Annotated in this window: 19 protein-coding genes; 9 read left to right on the forward strand and 10 right to left on the reverse strand. The window is 60.6% G+C overall.

What is annotated here, in order from left to right:
* Positions 1–2: 2 nt before the first annotated feature.
* Positions 3–170: a hypothetical protein gene (locus EGN72_RS18355; protein WP_127050268.1), complete on the forward strand. Its 168-nt coding sequence runs from the start codon at positions 3–5 to the stop codon at positions 168–170.
* Between the two features lie 99 nt (positions 171–269).
* Here the strand turns inward: EGN72_RS18355 and infB are convergent, their stop codons facing one another.
* The 4 genes from infB to rimP are packed head-to-tail and all read right to left on the reverse strand — an operon-like array spanning position 270 to position 5,707.
* Positions 270–2,801, reverse strand: coding sequence for a translation initiation factor IF-2 (gene infB, locus EGN72_RS18360; protein ID WP_127050270.1), 2,532 nt, complete (start codon positions 2,799–2,801; stop codon positions 270–272).
* A complete protein-coding gene (locus EGN72_RS18365; protein WP_127050272.1) occupies positions 2,798–3,433 on the reverse strand; it encodes an RNA-binding protein in 636 nt (211 codons plus the stop codon). Before EGN72_RS18365 ends, infB begins: the two co-directional genes overlap by 4 nt.
* Before the next feature lie 14 nt (positions 3,434–3,447).
* A complete protein-coding gene (gene nusA / locus EGN72_RS18370) occupies positions 3,448–5,061 on the reverse strand; it encodes a transcription termination factor NusA (RefSeq protein ID WP_127050274.1) in 1,614 nt (537 codons plus the stop codon).
* Between the two features lie 31 nt (positions 5,062–5,092).
* Positions 5,093–5,707 (reverse strand): ribosome maturation factor RimP, encoded by a 615-nt coding sequence (rimP, locus tag EGN72_RS18375; protein WP_127050276.1) that lies wholly within the window; start codon positions 5,705–5,707, stop codon positions 5,093–5,095.
* Between the two features lie 376 nt (positions 5,708–6,083).
* On the opposite strand from rimP, the gene EGN72_RS18380 reads away from it, so the two are divergent.
* The 3 genes from EGN72_RS18380 to EGN72_RS18390 all read left to right on the forward strand — a co-directional run bounded on the left by EGN72_RS18380 (position 6,084) and on the right by EGN72_RS18390 (position 9,817).
* Positions 6,084–7,730: an AAA family ATPase gene (locus EGN72_RS18380; RefSeq protein WP_255417443.1), complete on the forward strand. Its 1,647-nt coding sequence runs from the start codon at positions 6,084–6,086 to the stop codon at positions 7,728–7,730.
* 137 nt (positions 7,731–7,867) lie between these two features.
* Positions 7,868–8,749, forward strand: a complete 882-nt coding sequence (locus EGN72_RS18385) for a LysR family transcriptional regulator (RefSeq protein ID WP_127050280.1) — start codon at positions 7,868–7,870, stop codon at positions 8,747–8,749.
* A gap of 237 nt (positions 8,750–8,986) precedes the next feature.
* Complete coding sequence (locus EGN72_RS18390; RefSeq protein WP_127050282.1) at positions 8,987–9,817, forward strand: YdiY family protein; 831 nt, start codon at positions 8,987–8,989, stop codon at positions 9,815–9,817.
* Between the two features lie 142 nt (positions 9,818–9,959).
* On the opposite strand, the gene pip is transcribed toward EGN72_RS18390, so the two are convergent.
* Positions 9,960–10,931, reverse strand: coding sequence for a prolyl aminopeptidase (gene pip, locus EGN72_RS18395; RefSeq protein ID WP_127050284.1), 972 nt, complete (start codon positions 10,929–10,931; stop codon positions 9,960–9,962).
* A gap of 76 nt (positions 10,932–11,007) precedes the next feature.
* On the opposite strand from pip, the gene ubiG reads away from it, so the two are divergent.
* The gene (gene ubiG / locus EGN72_RS18400; protein WP_370323335.1) at positions 11,008–11,751 is read left to right on the forward strand and encodes a bifunctional 2-polyprenyl-6-hydroxyphenol methylase/3-demethylubiquinol 3-O-methyltransferase UbiG; all 744 of its coding nucleotides are present in this window, start codon (positions 11,008–11,010) and stop codon (positions 11,749–11,751) included.
* A 130-nt stretch (positions 11,752–11,881) separates the two neighbouring features.
* Here ubiG and EGN72_RS18405 read toward each other — a convergent pair whose 3' ends face one another.
* From EGN72_RS18405 to EGN72_RS18415, 3 genes are all read right to left on the reverse strand, one after another.
* Entirely contained in the window at positions 11,882–12,118 is a 237-nt protein-coding gene (locus EGN72_RS18405) for a DUF2934 domain-containing protein (protein WP_127050286.1), read from the reverse strand.
* Between the two features lie 177 nt (positions 12,119–12,295).
* Positions 12,296–12,730, reverse strand: a complete 435-nt coding sequence (locus EGN72_RS18410; RefSeq protein WP_127050288.1) for a DUF1178 family protein — start codon at positions 12,728–12,730, stop codon at positions 12,296–12,298.
* Between the two features lie 88 nt (positions 12,731–12,818).
* The gene (locus tag EGN72_RS18415) at positions 12,819–13,310 is read right to left on the reverse strand and encodes an NUDIX hydrolase (protein ID WP_127050290.1); all 492 of its coding nucleotides are present in this window, start codon (positions 13,308–13,310) and stop codon (positions 12,819–12,821) included.
* A 164-nt stretch (positions 13,311–13,474) separates the two neighbouring features.
* Between EGN72_RS18415 and EGN72_RS18420 the strand changes: the two genes are divergently transcribed.
* The 3 genes from EGN72_RS18420 (at position 13,475) to EGN72_RS18430 (ending at position 16,029) form a co-directional block, all read left to right on the forward strand.
* On the forward strand, positions 13,475–14,572 hold the full coding sequence (locus EGN72_RS18420; RefSeq protein ID WP_127050293.1) for an acetoin utilization protein AcuC: 1,098 nt from the start codon (positions 13,475–13,477) through the stop codon (positions 14,570–14,572).
* Positions 14,569–15,114: an RNA 2',3'-cyclic phosphodiesterase gene (gene thpR, locus EGN72_RS18425; protein WP_127050295.1), complete on the forward strand. Its 546-nt coding sequence runs from the start codon at positions 14,569–14,571 to the stop codon at positions 15,112–15,114. The genes EGN72_RS18420 and thpR overlap by 4 nt, the downstream gene beginning before the upstream one ends.
* A gap of 81 nt (positions 15,115–15,195) precedes the next feature.
* Positions 15,196–16,029: a crotonase/enoyl-CoA hydratase family protein gene (locus EGN72_RS18430; protein ID WP_127050297.1), complete on the forward strand. Its 834-nt coding sequence runs from the start codon at positions 15,196–15,198 to the stop codon at positions 16,027–16,029.
* Positions 16,030–16,044: 15 nt separating this feature from the next.
* On the opposite strand, the gene EGN72_RS18435 is transcribed toward EGN72_RS18430, so the two are convergent.
* Positions 16,045–17,037: an aldose epimerase family protein gene (locus EGN72_RS18435; protein ID WP_199743779.1), complete on the reverse strand. Its 993-nt coding sequence runs from the start codon at positions 17,035–17,037 to the stop codon at positions 16,045–16,047.
* Between the two features lie 149 nt (positions 17,038–17,186).
* Between EGN72_RS18435 and EGN72_RS18440 the strand changes: the two genes are divergently transcribed.
* Positions 17,187–17,915 carry a heparan-alpha-glucosaminide N-acetyltransferase gene (locus EGN72_RS18440; protein ID WP_127050299.1) on the forward strand — a complete coding sequence of 243 codons (729 nt, stop codon included), beginning with the start codon at positions 17,187–17,189 and terminating at the stop codon, positions 17,913–17,915.
* On the opposite strand, the gene EGN72_RS18445 is transcribed toward EGN72_RS18440, so the two are convergent.
* Positions 17,904–18,368, reverse strand: a complete 465-nt coding sequence (locus tag EGN72_RS18445) for an Lrp/AsnC family transcriptional regulator (protein ID WP_127050301.1) — start codon at positions 18,366–18,368, stop codon at positions 17,904–17,906. The genes EGN72_RS18440 and EGN72_RS18445 overlap by 12 nt on opposite strands.
* Positions 18,369–18,405 lie beyond the last annotated feature (37 nt).

Raw genomic sequence — 18,405 nt, forward strand, 5'->3', positions numbered from 1 at the left:
CAATGCTGCGAACAATTACAATCGGAAGCTGCGTTTCGGTGCAGGGGCTGCAAGTCGGCCAGTTGCCGGATGGCAAAATCATCGTGCGGGTGGATGAAAAGAACTTCGTCGGCACGCCGATCATGCCAAGCCGCAAGGTTGAACCGCAAGCTGTCGCTGTGGCCTATTAACCTTCGTCGCAGCCTGCTCACGGCGCGGCCAAAGCGTTTACAGAAGCAAACAAAAAGGCCGGGCATCTGCCCGGCCCTTTTTCGTTTCACGCGGTCACATCAAGCCAGCTTGCGCTCGATCTCTTCCCGCTCAAAGATTTCGATCACATCACCCTGACGAATATCCTCATAGCGTTCAAACGCCATGCCACATTCTTGGCCAGAGGTGACTTCCTTCACTTCATCCTTGTAGCGCTTCAACGTCTTCAGCGTGCCCTCATGGATTACCACATCATCCCGCAGCAAGCGCACCCCGGCCGAGCGGCGCGCAACGCCTTCGGTCACGATACAACCCGCCACATGGCCAACGCCGGTAACCTTGAACACTTCTTTGATCTGCGCATAACCGATGAAGGTTTCGCGCACTTCGGCTTTCAACAGGCCCGAAGCGGCGTCTTTGATGTCATCCACCAGATCATAAATGATCGAGTAATAGCGGATTTCGACACCCTTCTGGTTCGCGGACTGACGGGCCGATGCATTGGCCCGCACGTTGAACCCGATGATCGGCGCATTCGACGCTTCGGCCAAGCCGACATCGCTGTCGGTGATCGCGCCCACGCCATAATGCAGCACGCGCACGCGCACCTCATCATTGCCAATCTTCTCCATCGCCTGAACGATTGCCTCGGCAGAGCCCTGCACATCGGCTTTCACAATGATCGGCAGCTCGGCCACATCTTTGTCAGCCTTGGCCTTCGCCATCAACTGCTCCAGCGTGGTGGCCGCACCGATGGCCGCGCGCTTGTCCTTGGCGGCTTTCTCACGATAGGTCGCGATTTCGCGCGCCTGCGCTTCGGTTTCCACCACGTTCAGCACATCACCGGCAGCCGGCGTGCCCGACAGGCCCAGCACTTCGACCGGGGTCGACGGGCCAGCCTCCTCGACGCGCTCACCCTGATCGTTGATCAAGGCCCGCACTTTGCCCCACTGCTCGCCCACAACGAAGATATCGCCACGGCGCAGCGTCCCGCTGCTGACCAGAACGGTCGCAACCGGGCCACGGCCCACGTCCAGCTTGGCTTCGATCACGGCAGCGGCGGCGGCCCGGTTCGGGTTCGCCTTCAGCTCCAGAATCTCGGCTTGCAAGGCAATCGCTTCCAGCAGCTTGTCGATCCCCTGGCCCGTCTTGGCCGAAAGTTCCACATCCTGCACATCGCCCGACATCGCCTCGACCACAACTTCGTGCTGCAACAGATCGGTGCGCACTTTGGTCGGGTTGGCATCATGCTTGTCGATCTTGTTGATCGCCACGATCATCGGCACACCAGCGGCTTTGGCGTGTTTGATCGCCTCTACCGTTTGCGGCATCACCGCGTCATCGGCAGCCACCACCAGCACCACGATATCCGTCACCTGCGCGCCACGGGCCCGCATCGAGGTAAAGGCCGCGTGGCCGGGCGTATCAAGGAAGGTCAGCAACGCGCCGCCATCGGTTTTCACCTGATAAGCACCGATATGCTGGGTAATCCCCCCCGCTTCGCCCGAAACAACCTTGGCCGAGCGGATCGCATCCAACAGGCTGGTCTTGCCGTGGTCGACATGGCCCATGATCGTCACGATCGGCGGGCGCGTCTGCAAATCTTTCGGATCGTCATCGACCGATTCGATCACCTGTTCCACGTCCGAATCCGACACGCGCACAATCTTGTGGCCGAATTCTTCGATCACCAGTTCGGCGGTATCGGCGTCGATCGCCTCGTTCATCGTGACCATCATGCCCATTTTCATCAGGCTTTTGACCACATCGGCGGCACGTTCGGCCATACGGTTGGCAAGTTCCGAAACCACGATGGTTTCCGGCACTTTCACATCGCGCACCTGCTTTTCCGGGCGCGCTTGCTGGCCAAGCGCCTTTTGACGGGCCTTTTCCTGCTTGCGCTTCATCGCCGCCATTGAACGTGTGCGCCCGCCTTCACCGGCCAGCGCATCATTCAGCGACAAACGACCCGTGCGGCGGTTGTCATCGCCCTTGACCTTGCCACGGCCACCATCATCGGCGCGGCTGTCACGGTCGCGGTCATTCTTGCTGCGGGCCGGGGTCAGGCCGGGCTTGGCACCCATCGGGCCACGCTCATCCACCGCCGGGGCGGCTGCCGTTGCCGAAGGCTTGGGCCGGGGCGCAGCTTTCGCAGCTTCGATGCGCTTGGCATCTTCTTCGGCCAGCGCTTTGGCGCGGGCTTCTTCTTCGGCCTTGGCGCGCAGGGCTTCTTCGCGTTCGCGATCCTCGCGTTCCTTGGCTTCCATTTCTTCACGCTTGCGCGCACGCTCTTCTTCGCGCGCAGCCTCTTCGGCGGCGCGGCGCTCTGCATCCTCGGCTTCGCGGGCCTTGGCCGCGCGCAACGCCGAAAGACGACGCTCCATTTCCGCATCCGAGATGCCCGCAGGCCGCTTCGAAGGATCCCCCAGATGGGCGTTACCGCCCGCTGCGGCGGCGCTGCCGGGCGCACCCGGTTTCGGTACGACCACGCGTTTGCGTTTCGTTTCCACCACTACACTTTTCGTGCGGCCATGGCTGAAGCTTTGCTTCACCTGCCCCGAACGGGGGGTGCCACCAAGGCCGAGGGGTTTTTTACCGTCTGTATCGCTCATGCGTCTTGTCTATCCTCATCGGCGGTCGTCCCGCCTGCTTGCTCACGGAAACCCGCAAGCCTTGCCGCTTCCTCTACAACACGAAGACCGAGTCCACCAGCGGCAAGCGCGCCGTGTATTGCATGTTCCCGCCCGAATGCCAAACCCATTTCCTGAGCCGACAAACAACCGATAAACCCGTTCTTGCGTTCGGGCGGGCGCAGTTTCGATTTTCCGCGCTCCGACCCATCGCTGGCCTGTATCAAGGCAATCGCTTGCCCTTTCACCAACCAGTCCTTCACCTTCTCATAGCCCGTCACGGCCTGCCCTGCCTTTCGGGCAAGGCTCAGCAATTCGATCACCCGCCGCGCCAGCAAAGCTTCAACCTGCTCGGCCAGCCCGTCCGGCGCCTTGACAGCCTGTCGCGCCGCCCGGGAAAACAACCCTTTGGTCGCCGCCTTGGCAACCGCGGCCCGATCCGCCGCCACATAGATGCCGCGACCGGGAAGCCGCCCCAAAAGATCAGGGACAACCTGCGCGTCCGGCCCGACCACGAAGCGGATCAAACCGCCCCGTGGCTGGCTGACGCCCGTGACAATGCACCGGCGCTCCGGCCCATCCTCTCGGTCTTTTTCCCGGCCTCCGCGTGTCATGGGTTCTGGGGCCCTTAGGCCTCGTCCTCCTCATGGTCGTCTGCGTCATCCTCTTCATCGCTTTCCAGCTCTGTCGGGTCGACCCAGCCCAGCATGACACGCGCGGTCATGACCAGATTTTGCGCCTCTTCAAGGCTGACGTCAAATTTTTCCAACACGCCTTCATCCTTGACGCGCACGCCTTTTTCCGTGGTCCAGCCACCGGCCAGTTCCCAATCGGCACAGGTCGCGAAATCTTCCAGCGTCTTGATGCCGTCTTTGGCCAGCGCTTCCAGCATCTGCGGGGTCAAGCCTTCAAAGTTCATCAGGCTGTCTTCGATGCCCAATGCCTTTGCCGCCTCAATCGCCTTCAGATTGGCCGCTTCCAGATATTCCCGCGCGCGGGTCTGCAATTCGCCTGCCGTCGCCTCGTCGAAACCATCAATCGACAGCAACTCATCCGCATCGACATAGGCCACCTCTTCCAAGGTGACAAACCCTTCGGCCACCAAAAGCTGCGCCATCATTTCGTCGATGTCCAAGGTTTCCATGAACAGCCCGGTCCGCTCGGCAAACTCTGCCTGACGGCGCGCCGATTCGTCGGTTTCGGTCACGATATCAATGTCCAGGCCCGTCAACTGGCTGGCCAGACGCACGTTCTGACCGCGGCGACCAATCGCCAGCGACAGTTGCTCATCCGGCACCACCACTTCGATCTTGCCGGCCTCCTCGTCGATCACAACCTTGGAAACTTCCGCCGGCTGCAACGCGTTCACAAGGAAAGTCGCCTGATCTTCGTTCCACGGAATGATGTCGATCTTTTCGCCCTGCAATTCGTTCACAACAGCCTGCACGCGGCTGCCGCGCATACCTACGCAGGCGCCCACCGGGTCAATCGAGTTGTCATAGGAAATCACGGCAATCTTGGCGCGGCTCCCCGGATCACGGGCCACAGCCTTGATCTCGATGATATTGTCGTAAATCTCCGGCACTTCCATCTTGAACAGCTCTGCCATGAACTGCGGATCGGTCCGGCTCAGGAACACCTGCGGCCCCCGCGCCTCGCGCCGCACATCCTTGATATAGCAGCGGATACGGTCATTCGGGCGATAGCTTTCGCGCCCAATCTTCTCATTCCGGCGCAGAATCGCCTCACCCCGGCCAATGTCCACGATGATATTGCCATATTCCTCGCGCTTGACCTGACCATTGATGATCGTGCCCTTGCGGTCCTTGAATTCTTCATACTGGCGGTCACGCTCCGCCTCGCGCACCTTCTGCAAGATCACCTGCTTGGCCGATTGCGCCGCGATCCGGCCCAGATCCACCGGGGGCACCTCGTCGATGATCTCATCCCCGATCTTCGGGTCCGCCAGATGCGCCTTCGCATCCTTGACGTTCATCTGCGCCTGATAGTTTTCCACCTCATCATCCGCGACCACGGTGCGCACACGCGTAAACGTCGCGCGGCCCGTGCGGCGATCAATTGCCACGCGGATGTCCAGCTCTGCGCCGTAACGGCTTTTCGCCGCCCGTGCGAGGCTTTCTTCCATCGCCTGGATCACCAGATCCGGGTCAATCATCTTTTCCCGCGCCACCGCTTCGGCGGTTTGCAACAGTTCAAGCTGGTTTGCTGAGGTAATTGCCATTGGTTCTCTCCCAGAGGGTCGGCTGTTGCCGTTAGTGTTTCGTCACAGGGGTTTCATCGGCCACATCGGCCTCATCCCCTTCGGTTTCTTCAATCTCATCAAAGGCGCTGGCATCAAACGCCGGGTCCGCCTTTTTCTGCCGCAGCATCTCGGCAATCAATTCATCCGTCAGGATCAGCTTGGCATCCGACAACCAGTCGAACTGCAAGCCGATGGTCACGGTTTCCTTGCCTTCCTGCAATTCGATCAACACCTCATCACCTTCGGTGCCGCGCAGCATCCCCTTGAAACGCCGCCGCCCGTCGATCAGCTCGGTCGTCTCGATCCGCGCTTCATAATCGACCCACATCTCAAAATCCTTGAGCCGGGTCAGCGGGCGGTCAATCCCGGGCGAGGAAACTTCAAGCGTGTAATTATCCTCAATCGGGTCTTCCACATCCAGAATGGCCGAAACCGCCGTGGAAATCTTGGCGCAATCATCCACCACGATGCCGCCTTCGGGACGGTCCGCCATGATCTGCAACACCTTGGTCTTGCCGCTCATCAGCCGGATGCGCACCAGTTCAAACCCCAAATCCTCGATGGCGGGGGTCACAATCTCGGCAAGGCGGCGATCAATGGCGGTTTTGGCGATCAGGTCAGACATGGGGCATCCATTGGCAAAAGGTATCCCAAAACAAAAAACGGGCCCACAGGCCCGCGTCAGGTTCCGGTAGCTTCAGGTTTGGACCCTGAAACAGCTGTTGAGGAGGATATAGGCGAAGCGCCGCATGATTGCAAGCTGAGTCTCTCCGCCGCCAATCGGGGTTCACCCGCCCTCCCCCAACACCCCACCCGCCTGTAGGTCGGGGTTCACCCCGACTCCCCCACCCTCCCAGCCAATTGCAAGCCCACCCCAATTGTGCTTCGATCCGCCCATTCATCCTTAGCGAGTATCCATGCCCATCTATCTTCAAGCCATCGCCGCCAAATTCTACCGCGGCATCGGCCCCGAGCCCCAATACATCACCGGCTTTTCCGAGATGAACTTTTTCATCGGCCCGAACAACGCGGGCAAATCGGTGGTGCTGAACCTGATCCATGATCGGTTGCCGTTTGGGGAGAAGGAAAACAATGCTAACATTGAACCGAACTCCGCCGAGGCATATCGCGGCACAGAATCGGGGCTGTTCTCGGTTGCCGTGGGAAGCCCACTCTCGGAATTTGAGAACGTCGTCGAAGATAAAATCAAGGGTGAGTATTTTCCAAATTCGAACCCCACAGAGTCCTTTGCGACGGTTTTAGAGAAATTAAACAGCAAAGGTCATATTTGGCGAAAATATAGCGTTCCCAATCAAAACGCAGAGTATTTCCATACGCCGAACCTCGAAGGTGCCGAAAATTGGATGGGGAAATACGCTTGGGCGGATTTAGCGAACGCTGTCGATGGATACAGAGGGGGAAACACCAGCAATCAGATTAAGTCTGTCGTTGACGCCATCAAAAGATTGGCTATCCCCACCTTTCCAAAATGCCTCAAGATCCTCGCCAAACGCAAACTCGGCCCGAAGGATGAAACCTTTGATGATCTATCCGGCAAAGGCCTCATCAACCACCTCGCCGCGATACAAAATCCCGATCACTTTGAATACGCTGAAAAACGAAAGGTCTTCGACCAGATCAACGAATTTGTCCGCGCCGTCACGGGCAAGCCTGATGCCCGACTCGACGTGCCGGATAACAAAAAAGACCTTCTCATCCACATGGATAACAAGGTGCTACCCTTGGACTCCCTCGGCACCGGCATCCATGAGGTGATCCTCATCGCCGCCTTTTGCACCATCCATCAGCACAAGATCATGTGTATCGAGGAACCGGAAATCCACCTCCACCCCGTTCTGCAACGCAAGCTGATCCGCTATCTGCAAGACAAAACCGAAAACCAGTATTTCATCGCCACCCATTCGGCGGCCTTCATTGATACGCCAAACGCCTCCGTCTACCGCGTCTGGAATGACAGCGTGCAGACCCGTGTTTCCCCTGCCCTGCGGCGCGGTGACAAGCGCCAGATTTGTGATGATCTGGGCTACAAAGCCTCGGATATCATGCAGGCTAATGCCGTGATCTGGGTCGAAGGCCCGTCAGATCGCATCTATATCCGGCATTGGATCAACGCCGTTGATCCCAGCCTGATCGAAGGCGTGCATTACAGCATCCTGTTCTATGGCGGCGCGCTGATCAAACACCTTAGCGCCGATGACGCCGCGATTGCGGATTTCATCAAACTGCGAGAGTTGAACCGCAATTTTGCTGTTGTGCTGGACAGTGACAAAGAGTCACCGCGCGCCAAGCTGAAACCCGCCTCCGCGCGGATCAGGGATGAAATGGCAACCGGCCCCGGCATCGTCTGGATCACCAAAGGCCGCGAGATTGAGAATTACGTCAATCCCGAAGAGCTGCAAACGGCGCTGCAATCGATTCACCCGATAATCTACCAAGCACCAAGCGCCGTTGGCCCCTATGACCACGCCTTTTACTTCATGCGCAAAGACGGAAAGATGGAAATCAAAGGCGACAAAGTCGGCGCGGCGCTGAAAGTCTGCGAACAGCCCGCCGATCTTTCGATCCTTGATCTGAAGGCACAAATCATAATTCTCGTCGCGATGATCAAGGCGGCAAACGGCCCGTAGAGGCCGCGCACTCAGATTAAAATTCAGTTAACAAAACAAAGAAAAACCAGCAATTTCAATATGCTGTCATTTGAATCGCGCGCGATTCATTGCGCGCCCTCTTGCTTTCCCCGCCCCTCTCACGTCAAATCCCGTGCATGGACCTGAACCTGATCCGCACCTTCATGGAAGTCTCGGCGACCGGCTCTTTCGCGGCGGCCTCGGACCGGCTTTTCGTCACCCAATCCGCCGTCTCGCTGCGGATTCAGCGGCTGGAGGATCAGTTGGGCCGCCCACTCTTTACCCGCTCCAAGGCGGGGGCAGAGCTGACGCCGGCGGGGGTGGAATTTGAACCATTCGCCCAGCTTCTCCTGCGAAACTGGGAACAGGCCCGCCAGCACGTCGCCATCCCCGAAGGCTTCACCCGATCCCTGACCATCGGCGCGCAAACCGCGCTTTGGCCCCGCCTCGGCTTTCGCTGGATCGACGCCCTGCGCGCCGAAATCCCCGACCTCGCGATCCACGGCGAACTCGGCATGCCCGCCAGCCTGACCCGTGCCATGTCCGAGGGGGTCATGCAAATCGCGCTCTCATATCAGCCCACCCTGCGCAATGGCCTGCGCATCGAAAAGGTCACGGATGAGGAGTTGATCCTCGTCGCCTCATGGGCCGACCCCACGCTGGACCAGCTTGTCGGGCATTACGCTTACGTTGACTGGTCGCCCGAATTCCTGACCTTTCACCAACTCCACCTGCCCCACCTCACCAACCCCGGCCTGACGCTGGATATGGGCGTGCTTTCGGCGCTCTATATCATCAACCGCCGCTGCGCCGCCTACCTGCCCGCCCGCTACGTCAAGCGATTCATTGACGAAGGCACGCTACATCTGGTGCCTGATGCCCCTGTTTTCGGCTACCCGATCTGGTCCGTCTGGCGCGAAGATCTGGATCAAGACATCGTGGATGTTGCCCAAAGAACACTGAAAATCCTTGTCGATCACTTCGATGACGGCGTGGCCGAAGTGATCGAGAAAATCTGAACGATCGCAAGCAGGCACAAACCACAATAATTTCAAATACTTAAACGGAACTCCGCAAGCAGTGCCGTTTTTTTGCATCGGAAATGGCGTTTCAAGGGCTCATTACACGAGTAATTCTCACTACAAACCCAATTATTACGAATTTTCCTATTGGATACCCCGACACTAAAACCGTCTCACAGGCAAATGAAACCCCGGCCACCTTGTCGGGATCCTGAACCTTGAAAGGGAAATGCCATGAAAAACGAAATGAAAACCGGCACGATCGCAGCCTTTGCACTGGCTCTCGCAACCTCGGGCGCCTTTGCGCAAGACCTGACCGGCACCAAAGACCTGAACGACCGTCTGGACGACATCGACACCGCTGTCGCAGAAGACATGGCGCGCTCCAACGATGCGGCCCGTTTTGGCAACCCGGAGTTCCGCCCCGGCCTGTCCGGCTCGGCCTCGCTGTCCTACTCGGGCAAGACCGGCAACAACAAGTCGCAAGACCTGACCATCGGCACCCGCCTGCGCTATGCAGCCGGCCCCATGGTGCAGACCCTTGGCGTTGCGGTTGATTTCCAGGAAGCAGCCGGCGCGTCGACCAAAGAAGATATCTTCATGGTCTATGATGCGAACTACTACTTCAACGACCAGTTCTATGCCTTCGCCTTGGCGCGCGTGCAGACCGATGGCCTTGCGACTGCGGCAACCGATGTGAAGAAAGACGCCTTCCTTGGCTTTGGTCCGGGCTACCGCGTCGTCAACACCGAGCAGATGACCTGGCGTGTGCAGGCTGGTGTTGGCCAGAGCTACATCAAATACGGCACGGGCGCTTCTGTGACCGAAGCCGCGGGCATTGTTTCGTCGCGCTTCTTCTATGGCTTCAACGACAACCTGTTCGTGACCATGGATACCGATGTGCTGAAGTCGAAATCCGCCCTGCGCGTGAACAACGATCTGGGCCTGAACGTCAAGATGACGGATGCGTTCTCCACCCGCATCAGCTACCTGACGGAATACAACGACAGCCGCGCAATCCGCTCGGACAACAAACTGGGCGTTTCGCTGGTTTACGGCTTCTGATCTGACGGTGCGTCCCGGCGCGGTGGGTTTTCGGGAAATAGGAAACCCACCTAACCGCCGGGGCGCGCTGCCCTCGTGATTTTTCAAACTGGCGCGGGGAAACCTGCGCCTTTTTTCGTAACCTGCGACGGGTTAATCCGCTTTACCGCGGGCGCAGCCTGTCCATCACGGCCACCAATGCCTCGGATATTCCCGGCTCTGACAGGGCGTGCCCGGCCAGCGGAATCAAGTTCATCCGCGCATTCGCCCAGCCCTGCGCGAGGTCTGTGGCTGCGGCGGGCGGGCACACCATATCATAGCGCCCCTGCACGATATCGGCACCGATCGTTTCGATCCGGTTGCGGTTTTTCAGGATCCAGCGATCTTCGCCCAGAAACCCCCTGTTGACGAAGTAATGATTCTCCAACCGGGAAAAGGCGCGCGCGTAATCCGAAGGCCCCTCGCCCGCGCTGACCTGTGCGTCGATGGTGGCCAGCGAGTTTTCCCAATTTGCCCAAAGCCGGGCAAAGCGCATTTCTTCCATCAGGTGGCCGGAAAACAGCCTGCGGTGATAGGCGGTGATCAGGTCGCCCCGTTCTGCCTCGGGGATAGCGGATTGGAATCGCGCCCATAGTTCAGGGAAAAACCGCCCGGCCCCGCCCCCGTAGAACCACTGCAATTCCGCCTCGGTCATGGTGAAAACGCCGCGCAGGACCAGATGGGCAGCGCGGTCGGGGTGGGTGATGGCGTAAATCAGCGCCAGCGTGGCCCCCCAACTGCCGCCAAACAGGATCATCCGGTCGATCCCCAGCGCGGTGCGGATCGCCTCCATATCCGCGACCAGATGCCAAGTGGTGTTTTCGTCAATCGAGGCATGCGGGCGCGAGCGGCCGCAGCCGCGCTGATCGAACAGAATGATACGATAGGTTTCCGGGTCGAAATAGCGCCGCATCGCCGGGCTGCACCCGCCCCCCGGCCCGCCATGAACCACCATCACGGGCAGCCCGTCGGGCCTGCCGCATTGCTCCACATAGATGCTGTGCCCGCCGCCCACATCCATCATCCGTTGATCGAAAGGGTCCAGCGGGGGGTATAAATACTGAGCTGCGCTCTTTTGGCCTGATCTATGGTCCATGATTGCCCTATATAGTCCCCCAAGCCTGCCTGTCCGGGCAAGAAACTGCAAGGCCCGAAACCGCGAGGAGAGACTGATGAGTTTGAACACGATTGACCCCGCCGAAGTTGCGAAATTCGAAGCGATGGCGGCGGATTGGTGGGACCCGACGGGGAAATTCAAGCCGCTGCACATGCTCAACCCATGCCGGTTGGATTATATCACGACCCAGATCGCGGCAGAGTTTGACCGCGACCTGACCGCGCCGCTGCCGTTCAAAGGGCTGCGGCTGCTGGATATCGGCTGTGGCGGCGGATTGCTTTCAGAACCGATGGCGCGGCTGGGGGCCGAAGTGGTGGGCGCGGATGCCGCTGCCCGCAATATTCCGGTGGCCAAGCTGCATGCCGAGCAGATGGGCCTGACCATAGATTACCGCCATTGTGCGGCCGAGGATCTGGCGCGGGCGGGAGAACAGTTCGATGTGGTTCTGAATATGGAAGTGGTCGAACATGTCGCGGACCCGCAGGAATATCTGACGGCGTGCCAGGACCTGCTGAAACCGGGCGGGCTGATGATCTGTTCCACCCTGAACCGCAATCCGAAAAGCTTTGTGATGGGGATTGTCGGGGCGGAATGGGTGATGCGTTGGCTGCCGAAAGGCACCCATGACTGGCGCAAATTCATCACCCCGGAGGAGCTGTTCTCGATGCTGGAAAAAGCCGGGCTGCGGCCCGTGGATCGCAAGGGGATGGTGTTCAATCCGATCAGTTGGAGCTGGTCCCTGTCGGCCCGCGATTTATCGGTGAATTATGTGACGGCGAGTGTGAAACCGCTGGATTGAATCGCGCGCGGTGAGGTCGGCAAACCACTGACTAAAAACGATAAAACGTTTTTTGTTAACCATATGTTAACATCTGCTGCGCGGTTGGATGCGGCGGCGGGTCAAAAGCCCGCCGCGCCGGTTGCAGCGATTAGCTGTCGGCAGCTTTGCGTGACTTTGCGGCCGGTTTGGCCTTGGCCGCAGGCTTTGCGTCAGCTTTGGGGGCGGCTTTGGCCTTGCGCGGCGCTTTGGGCTTGGCGGCGGCGGTCAGCGACTCGATGGCTTGCAACCAATGCGCCTCGTCGCGGCCTTCGGGCTGGCCTTCGGCTTCCCAGATCGCATAGGCGGCTTCGCGGATTTTCGTTTCTTCCAATACGGCTTTTGGCATTGTCTGTTCCTGTGATTTTGCTGTGACCTTTGAAATGATAGCGCTAACAATAACAGAAATGCTGCAACTGCACAATAGCAAGGCATATTCATGCCGCAGCGCAGCAAAAGGGCCAAAAACTCAATTGCTTAAGGGGTCCGCCCGCACATGCGGGCGATGCTGCGTTGGGAAATTGGCTCAGTTCACCTTGCGCGGCGGCAGGAAGGGCAGCGGCATCACGGGAATCCCATCCTCGACCAGCTTTTTCGCCTCATCCAGCCGGGCCTCGCCATGGATGGCGCGGGGGGTGGCGGCGCCTTCGTGCATCTTGCGCGCTTCGGCCACGAAATTCTTGCCGACGTAATCGGAATTGGCCTCTACCTCGGCGCGCAAGGCAGCCAGCGCCTTTTCCTGCGGGTTTTCCGGGGTCGACAGCGGCTTGTCCGGCAGGGTTGCCGCCTCGGACCGGGTCAGGCTGACGGCGGGGGCCATGAGCGATTTGCTGATCTCGGCGCTGCCGCATTGCGGGCAGGTCACATGGCCCGCATCAGCCAGCGCATCAAAGGCGGCAGCCGATTGGAACCAGCTTTCAAAGCTGTGATCGGCAGCACATTTGAGCGAGTATCGGATCATGGTTCGCCTGTATCGAGGAAACGGGAAAGGCCGGATCAGTGACCCGCTACCTAAGCTATTTGGTCGCAGAAGCAAGACGGCATCAGCCTTAGGCCTTGCTGCCCTTGTCCGGTGGGTTTGCGGCTGCCGAAGCAGGCGGGTTGAACAGGGCGAGCAGCGATTTCAGCTCTGGCTCTGCCACTTTACGGGCGGCATCGGCGGGGGCGAACCATTTGCGGCGGCGCTGGCGCTGTTCGGGAAATTCCGGGGCCAGCTTGGCCACCTCCAACGGGTAAACATCGACGATGCACGGCTTGGCGCGTTCTTTCTTGCTGTCGCGGTTCAGGATCTTGTCATAGGTGAAATGGCCCAGCCGATCCTCGGCAATCTGGCCTTTGACCCCGGCTTCTTCCCATGCCTCGATCGCCGCAGCTTCATGCCCGGCGCGGCCTTTCATCGGCCAGCCCTTCGGGATCACCCAGCGCCCGGTTTCCCGGCTGGAGATGAGCAGAACCTCTGCCCCCTTTTTGCCGATACGCCAGCACAGCGCGCCGAACTGAATATGCAAACCCTCCGCCGGGGAGGTGTTATCCTTGGGCATGGATTTCCTTATACCTGCCTGTGTTGCCGGGCCTGCCCGTGTGGCGGCCAATTTGCGGCTTATGGATTAACATATAGCGAAAAATCCCGAAAATTCAAGGTTTATGCCCTTGCAGCCCCGCCTTTGCGCAAGCAGTTTGGGTGCGTAAGGCGGGTTTGGGTGCCATGGAGCCAGTGTTCATCGGGTCAGAGATTTACCGCGGCTCGTCCTATGGGGCGGGGCATCCGTTGCGGGTGCCGCGTGTGTCGACGGTGATGGATCTGTGTCGGGCAATGGGGTGGCTGGAGGGGTGCTATGTCACCAGCCCGCGCGCCAAGCCCGAGGCGCTGCATCTGTGGCATGACCCCGGCTATATCGCCGCCTTGCAAGGGGCCGAGGCCATGGGCACCGTCAGCGCGGAGGTGCGCGCGCGCTATCATCTGGGCACGGTATCCAACCCGGTTTACCCAGAGGTGTTTCGCCGCCCTGCCACCGGGGCCGGGGGGGTGATGCTGGCCGCCGAGATGCTGCGGGCGGGGGGTGTGGTGCATGTGCCGGGGGGTGGCACGCATCACGGGTTGCCCGACCGCGCGAATGGGTTTTGCTACCTGAATGATGTGGTTCTGGGGATGAAGGTGTTGCGCCTGAACGGTGTGCGGCGCATCGCCTATATCGACATTGATGCCCATCATTGCGACGGGGTGGAGGCCGGGTTTGCCGGTGATCCCGATGCCTTGCTGATATCGGTGCATGAGGAAAAGCGCTGGCCCTTTACCGGGGCGCTTGGCGATACCGGGGGCGGGAACTGCTTTAACCTGCCGGTGCCGCGCGGGTTCAATGACAGTGAAATGCGGGTGGTGTTGGAGCGGCTGATCCTGCCGCGTGTGGCAGCGTTTGCCCCGGATGCGGTGGTGTTGCAATGCGGGGCCGACGCGTTGGAGGAGGACCCGCTGGCGCGCTTGGCGCTGTCGAACAATGCGCATGTGGCGGTGGTGAAGGCGTTGCGCCCGCTGTCGCCGCGCTTTCTGGTCTTGGGGGGTGGCGGCTATAACCCATGGAGCGTGGGGCGCTGCTGGACGCGGGTTTGGGCGGCACTGCGCGGGGTGGAGGAGCCTGACCGTTTACCCCCCGAGGCCGAAGCGGTGTTGCGTGGCCTGTCATGGCGCGGGGCGGGCCGCCCCCCTGCCGAGGTCTTGATGACCACGTTGAAAGACCCCGCGCGCGAAGGCCCGGTGCGGGCCGAGATTCTGGACCGTTTGGGCCTGTTGGAGGCACGCTTATGATCCGCGCATTTGTGGCTTTGGACATCCCCGGCGATGTGGAAAGCCAGTTGGCGGTGCAGCAATTCCTGCTGCCCATCCCGCGCAAGGTGGCGCGGGATCAGTTCCACATCACGCTGGCCTTTCTGGGCGAGGTTCGCGATGAGGTGCTGGAGGCGCTGCATGACGATTTGTTGTCGCTGCGGATGCCACCGTTTGATCTGTCGCTGTCAGGGTTCGGGATTTTCGGCAAGGCCAAGCCGACCTCGGTTTACGCGGCACTGGCCCCCAGTGCCGCGTTGGATCGGCTTCAGGCCAAGGTGGAACGGGTGGCGCGGGTGGCCGGGGCGGATGTGCCCTCGCGCCGCTTTTTGCCGCATATCACCCTGGGCCGCTTTCCCGCGCTGCTGCCCGAGGATGCGGTGCGGCTGGAACGCGCGGTGATCAACGGGGCGGGGTTTCGCGCGGGGCCGTGGCAGGTGGCCGAGATGGTGCTGTATCAATCCACGCTGACGCAGGACGGCCCGCGCTATGACGTGCTGGCCCGCTATCCTTTGCGCGGCTAAGGCCCCCCGTGCCGTCACGGAACGCTGGTTTTGCGGGCAATCCCCGGCCATGATCGCGTGGTGACACAAAGGACATGCGCCATGACAGACCCGCTTGCCAGCAGCTTTTTCGCTTGCACCATCCAAGACGGCATCGCCCATCTGGAGATGAACCGCCCCGATAAGGCCAATGCCATGAGCCCTGATTTCTGGGCGGATTTGCCCCGGCTGATGGTCGCCCTTGGCGCAGACCCTGCGGTGCGGGTGGTGGTGCTGTCGGGGCGGGGCAAGCATTTCAGCGGCGGCATGGACCTTGCGGCCTTTCAGGGGTTGATGGGGCTTGCGCAGGCCGAACCCGCGCGCGGGGCCTATGCCTTGCGCGATGTGATCCTGCGCTATCAGGCGGCGCTGACCAGTCTGGAAACCTGCCGAGTGCCTGTCATCGCGGCGGTGCAGGGCATGTGCCTTGGCGGCGGGATCGACCTGATCTCGGCCTGCGATATCCGATTGGCGAGTGCGGATGCCACCTTCGGCATCGAGGAGATTCATATCGGCATGGCCGCCGATGTTGGCACCTTGCAGCGCCTGCCCAAGCTGATGGCCCCCGGCATCCTGCGCGAACTGGCCTATACCGGGCGCAGGTTTTCGGCGGAGGAGGCGCGCGGCTGGGGTGTGGTGAATGCCGTGCATCCCGATGCTGCGGCCACGGTCACGGCGGCGCAGGCGATGGCGGCCGAGATCGCCGCCAAATCCCCGCTGGCGATTGCCGGGATCAAGCAAGCCGTCACCTATGCCCGCGACCATTCGGTTGCCGAAGGGCTGGACCAGATTGCGACATGGAACGCAGGCATGCTGCGGGCCGAGGATTTGATGAAAGCGGTGCAGGCCAAGATGACCAGAGCAACCGCGACATTCGACGACCTGCTGGACGGGTGATCCGGGCTTGCGCCATCAACCAAGGGTAAAGGCAAACTGACTGTGCTGGCGATAAACCTCGCCGGGGCGCAGCACCGGTTGCGCCCAGTCGGGATGGTTGATCGCATCGGGCCAGACCTGCGGTTCCATCGCGATACCGGCATAGGGGCCAAGCGGGCCATTGAGGCCGGGCACCGCAACCGACATCCGCGCGGCGTCATAGATTTGCAAGCCCGGCTCTGTCGTTGACAGCTCCATGCTCAGCCTTCCGCAAGACAACACCGCCACAGGGCGCAGCGCACGGCGTTGCGGCGAAAGGCAGAAGTTATGGTCCAGCGCCAGCCCTTGCAACGCCGCGCGCAGCAGGCGGGGTTGGTGGAAATCAAACGGGCTGCCCGCCGTTTCGGCAACCTCCCCCGTTGGGATCAAACCTGCATCCACGGGCAGATAGTGCGCGGCATCGACCTTCAGGCTGTGCGACAGGATATCCGGCCCGCCAAGGGTGAAGTAACTGTGATGCGCCAGATTGCACAGGGTCGGCGCTTGGGCGTGGCCTTCCATCACGATATCCATCACCCCACCGGGCAAAAGCGCATAGGTCACAGACACCGCCAGCGCACCGGGATAGCCCATATCACCATCGGCCGAGGCAAGCGTCAGCGTCACGCGATCGGCCTGCACATCGGCGATCTGCCAAAGCTGTTGCGAAAACCCTGCCGCCCCGCCGTGCAGATGGTTCGGCCCGTTGTTGATATCCAATTGAAAGCGCTGCCCGTCCAGCACCCCTGCCCCGCCCGCGATGCGATTGGCACAGCGGCCCACGGTTGCGCCGAAATAGCCGGGCACCTGAGAATAGGGCGCGAGGCTGTCAAACCCCAGAACCAGCGCCGGCGCATGGCCCGCCAGCCGCAAATCGCGCAGGCTGGCCCCAAGGGTCAGCACCTGCGCGGTCAGCCCGCCCCCGGACAAGGTGATCTGCTGCACGGCGCGGCCATCTGGCAGGGTGCCGAAAAGGGTGATTTGGGGCATTGGCGAAGGGTCCTTTGGCTGCGGCTTCGGCGCAGCTTTGCGCGCAGGCGCGGGAATGGCAAGCGCCCCGAGGAAAGCTGCGTTTTTTGCATCGGCTTTTGCGCGAGGCTCGGCTATGGCTGGGGGAAGGCAAGCTGAGAAGGCAACAGATGGCAGAGGCAGAGGCCCCGCGCGGGCGGATCATTGGCTTGGACGTGGCGCGTGCGCTGGCTGTGGTGGGAATGGTGATTTACCATTTCACCTTTGATCTTGGGCTGTTCGGCTTTACCCCGCCCAATTACGCCGTCACCGGGTTTTGGGCGATGTTCGCGCGTGCCGTGGCGGGCAGCTTTTTGCTGCTGGCGGGCGCAGGCCTTGTGTTGGCGCATGGGCGCGGGATTGTCTGGCCCCGGTTCTGGCGCAGGTTTGGCATCATTGCCGGGGCGGCGCTGCTGGTCACGCTGGCCACGCGTTTTGTGATGCCCGAGCAATTCGTCTTTTACGGAATTCTGCATTCGATTGCGGTGTCATCGCTGCTGGGGCTTGCGATGCTGCGGCTGCCATTTGCGGCGCTGCTGGGCTTGGCCGCGGTCTTTCTGGCGCTGCCGCAGATGTTCCGCCATGCAGCGTTTGACACGCCGATGCTGTGGTGGCTGGGCCTGTCGCCCAGCACGCCCGCGTCGATGGATTTTGAGCCGCTGTTCCCGTGGTTCGGGGCATTTTTACTGGGCATGGCACTGGCCAAGATTTTGGCCAAGCAGGGACTTTTGGTGCCGCATCCGGTGCCGCGCTGGCTGTGGCGCGCGACATGGATCGGGCGGCACAGTCTGGTGATTTACCTGCTGCACCAGCCGGTGCTGATGGGTCTGTTTATCGCCTATATCCGGCTAAACGGGTAGATCGCGGGCATCGGCTATCGCCTCCATCGTGATATAGGAGGTGACGGTTTCCAATTCGACCTTGGCGGTCAGGCGTTGGTAAATCTGGTCAAAGGCGTTCATATCCTCGGCCACGATTTTCAGCATGTAATCATAATCGCCCGCGATGCGGTAAAAGTCGATGACATGCGGGATGTTCAGCACCTCACGCCGGAAAATCGCCAGCCAGTCCTTGCTGTGATGGCGGGTGCGGACCATCACAAAGACGGTCAGGCCAAGGCCAAGCTGTTTGGCATGCAGCCGCAGGGTTTGGCCTGCGATCAGCCCACCCTCTTGCAGATTTTTCAAGCGCCGCCAGCAGGCGTTTTGCGACAGGCCGACGGTTTCCGCCAATTCGCGCTGGGATTGGGCGGCGTCGCGTTGCAGGGCGCGCAGGATGGCGCGATCTATCTGATCTAATGAAACTGGTTTCATGTGGTCATTTGACCCAAGATAAAGGGGCATTTCAATA

The sequence above is a fragment of the Pseudorhodobacter sp. E13 genome, assembly GCF_003991405.1.
In the GTDB taxonomy this organism is placed as follows: domain Bacteria; phylum Pseudomonadota; class Alphaproteobacteria; order Rhodobacterales; family Rhodobacteraceae; genus Pseudorhodobacter.

Excerpts from the sequence above, each read along its gene's own strand:
- EGN72_RS18355 (WP_127050268.1), top strand. The coding sequence starts at position 3 with ATGCTGCGAACAATTACAATCGGAAGCTGCGTTTCGGTGCAGGGGCTG.
- infB (WP_127050270.1), bottom strand. The coding sequence starts at position 2,801 with ATGAGCGATACAGACGGTAAAAAACCCCTCGGCCTTGGTGGCACCCCC.
- EGN72_RS18365 (WP_127050272.1), bottom strand. The coding sequence starts at position 3,433 with ATGACACGCGGAGGCCGGGAAAAAGACCGAGAGGATGGGCCGGAGCGC.
- nusA (WP_127050274.1), bottom strand. The coding sequence starts at position 5,061 with ATGGCAATTACCTCAGCAAACCAGCTTGAACTGTTGCAAACCGCCGAA.
- rimP (WP_127050276.1), bottom strand. The coding sequence starts at position 5,707 with ATGTCTGACCTGATCGCCAAAACCGCCATTGATCGCCGCCTTGCCGAG.
- EGN72_RS18380 (WP_255417443.1), top strand. The coding sequence starts at position 6,084 with ATGAACTTTTTCATCGGCCCGAACAACGCGGGCAAATCGGTGGTGCTG.
- EGN72_RS18385 (WP_127050280.1), top strand. The coding sequence starts at position 7,868 with ATGGACCTGAACCTGATCCGCACCTTCATGGAAGTCTCGGCGACCGGC.
- EGN72_RS18390 (WP_127050282.1), top strand. The coding sequence starts at position 8,987 with ATGAAAAACGAAATGAAAACCGGCACGATCGCAGCCTTTGCACTGGCT.
- pip (WP_127050284.1), bottom strand. The coding sequence starts at position 10,931 with ATGGACCATAGATCAGGCCAAAAGAGCGCAGCTCAGTATTTATACCCC.
- ubiG (WP_370323335.1), top strand. The coding sequence starts at position 11,008 with ATGAGTTTGAACACGATTGACCCCGCCGAAGTTGCGAAATTCGAAGCG.
- EGN72_RS18405 (WP_127050286.1), bottom strand. The coding sequence starts at position 12,118 with ATGCCAAAAGCCGTATTGGAAGAAACGAAAATCCGCGAAGCCGCCTAT.
- EGN72_RS18410 (WP_127050288.1), bottom strand. The coding sequence starts at position 12,730 with ATGATCCGATACTCGCTCAAATGTGCTGCCGATCACAGCTTTGAAAGC.
- EGN72_RS18415 (WP_127050290.1), bottom strand. The coding sequence starts at position 13,310 with ATGCCCAAGGATAACACCTCCCCGGCGGAGGGTTTGCATATTCAGTTC.
- EGN72_RS18420 (WP_127050293.1), top strand. The coding sequence starts at position 13,475 with ATGGAGCCAGTGTTCATCGGGTCAGAGATTTACCGCGGCTCGTCCTAT.
- thpR (WP_127050295.1), top strand. The coding sequence starts at position 14,569 with ATGATCCGCGCATTTGTGGCTTTGGACATCCCCGGCGATGTGGAAAGC.
- EGN72_RS18430 (WP_127050297.1), top strand. The coding sequence starts at position 15,196 with ATGACAGACCCGCTTGCCAGCAGCTTTTTCGCTTGCACCATCCAAGAC.
- EGN72_RS18435 (WP_199743779.1), bottom strand. The coding sequence starts at position 17,037 with ATGCCCCAAATCACCCTTTTCGGCACCCTGCCAGATGGCCGCGCCGTG.
- EGN72_RS18440 (WP_127050299.1), top strand. The coding sequence starts at position 17,187 with ATGGCAGAGGCAGAGGCCCCGCGCGGGCGGATCATTGGCTTGGACGTG.
- EGN72_RS18445 (WP_127050301.1), bottom strand. The coding sequence starts at position 18,368 with ATGAAACCAGTTTCATTAGATCAGATAGATCGCGCCATCCTGCGCGCC.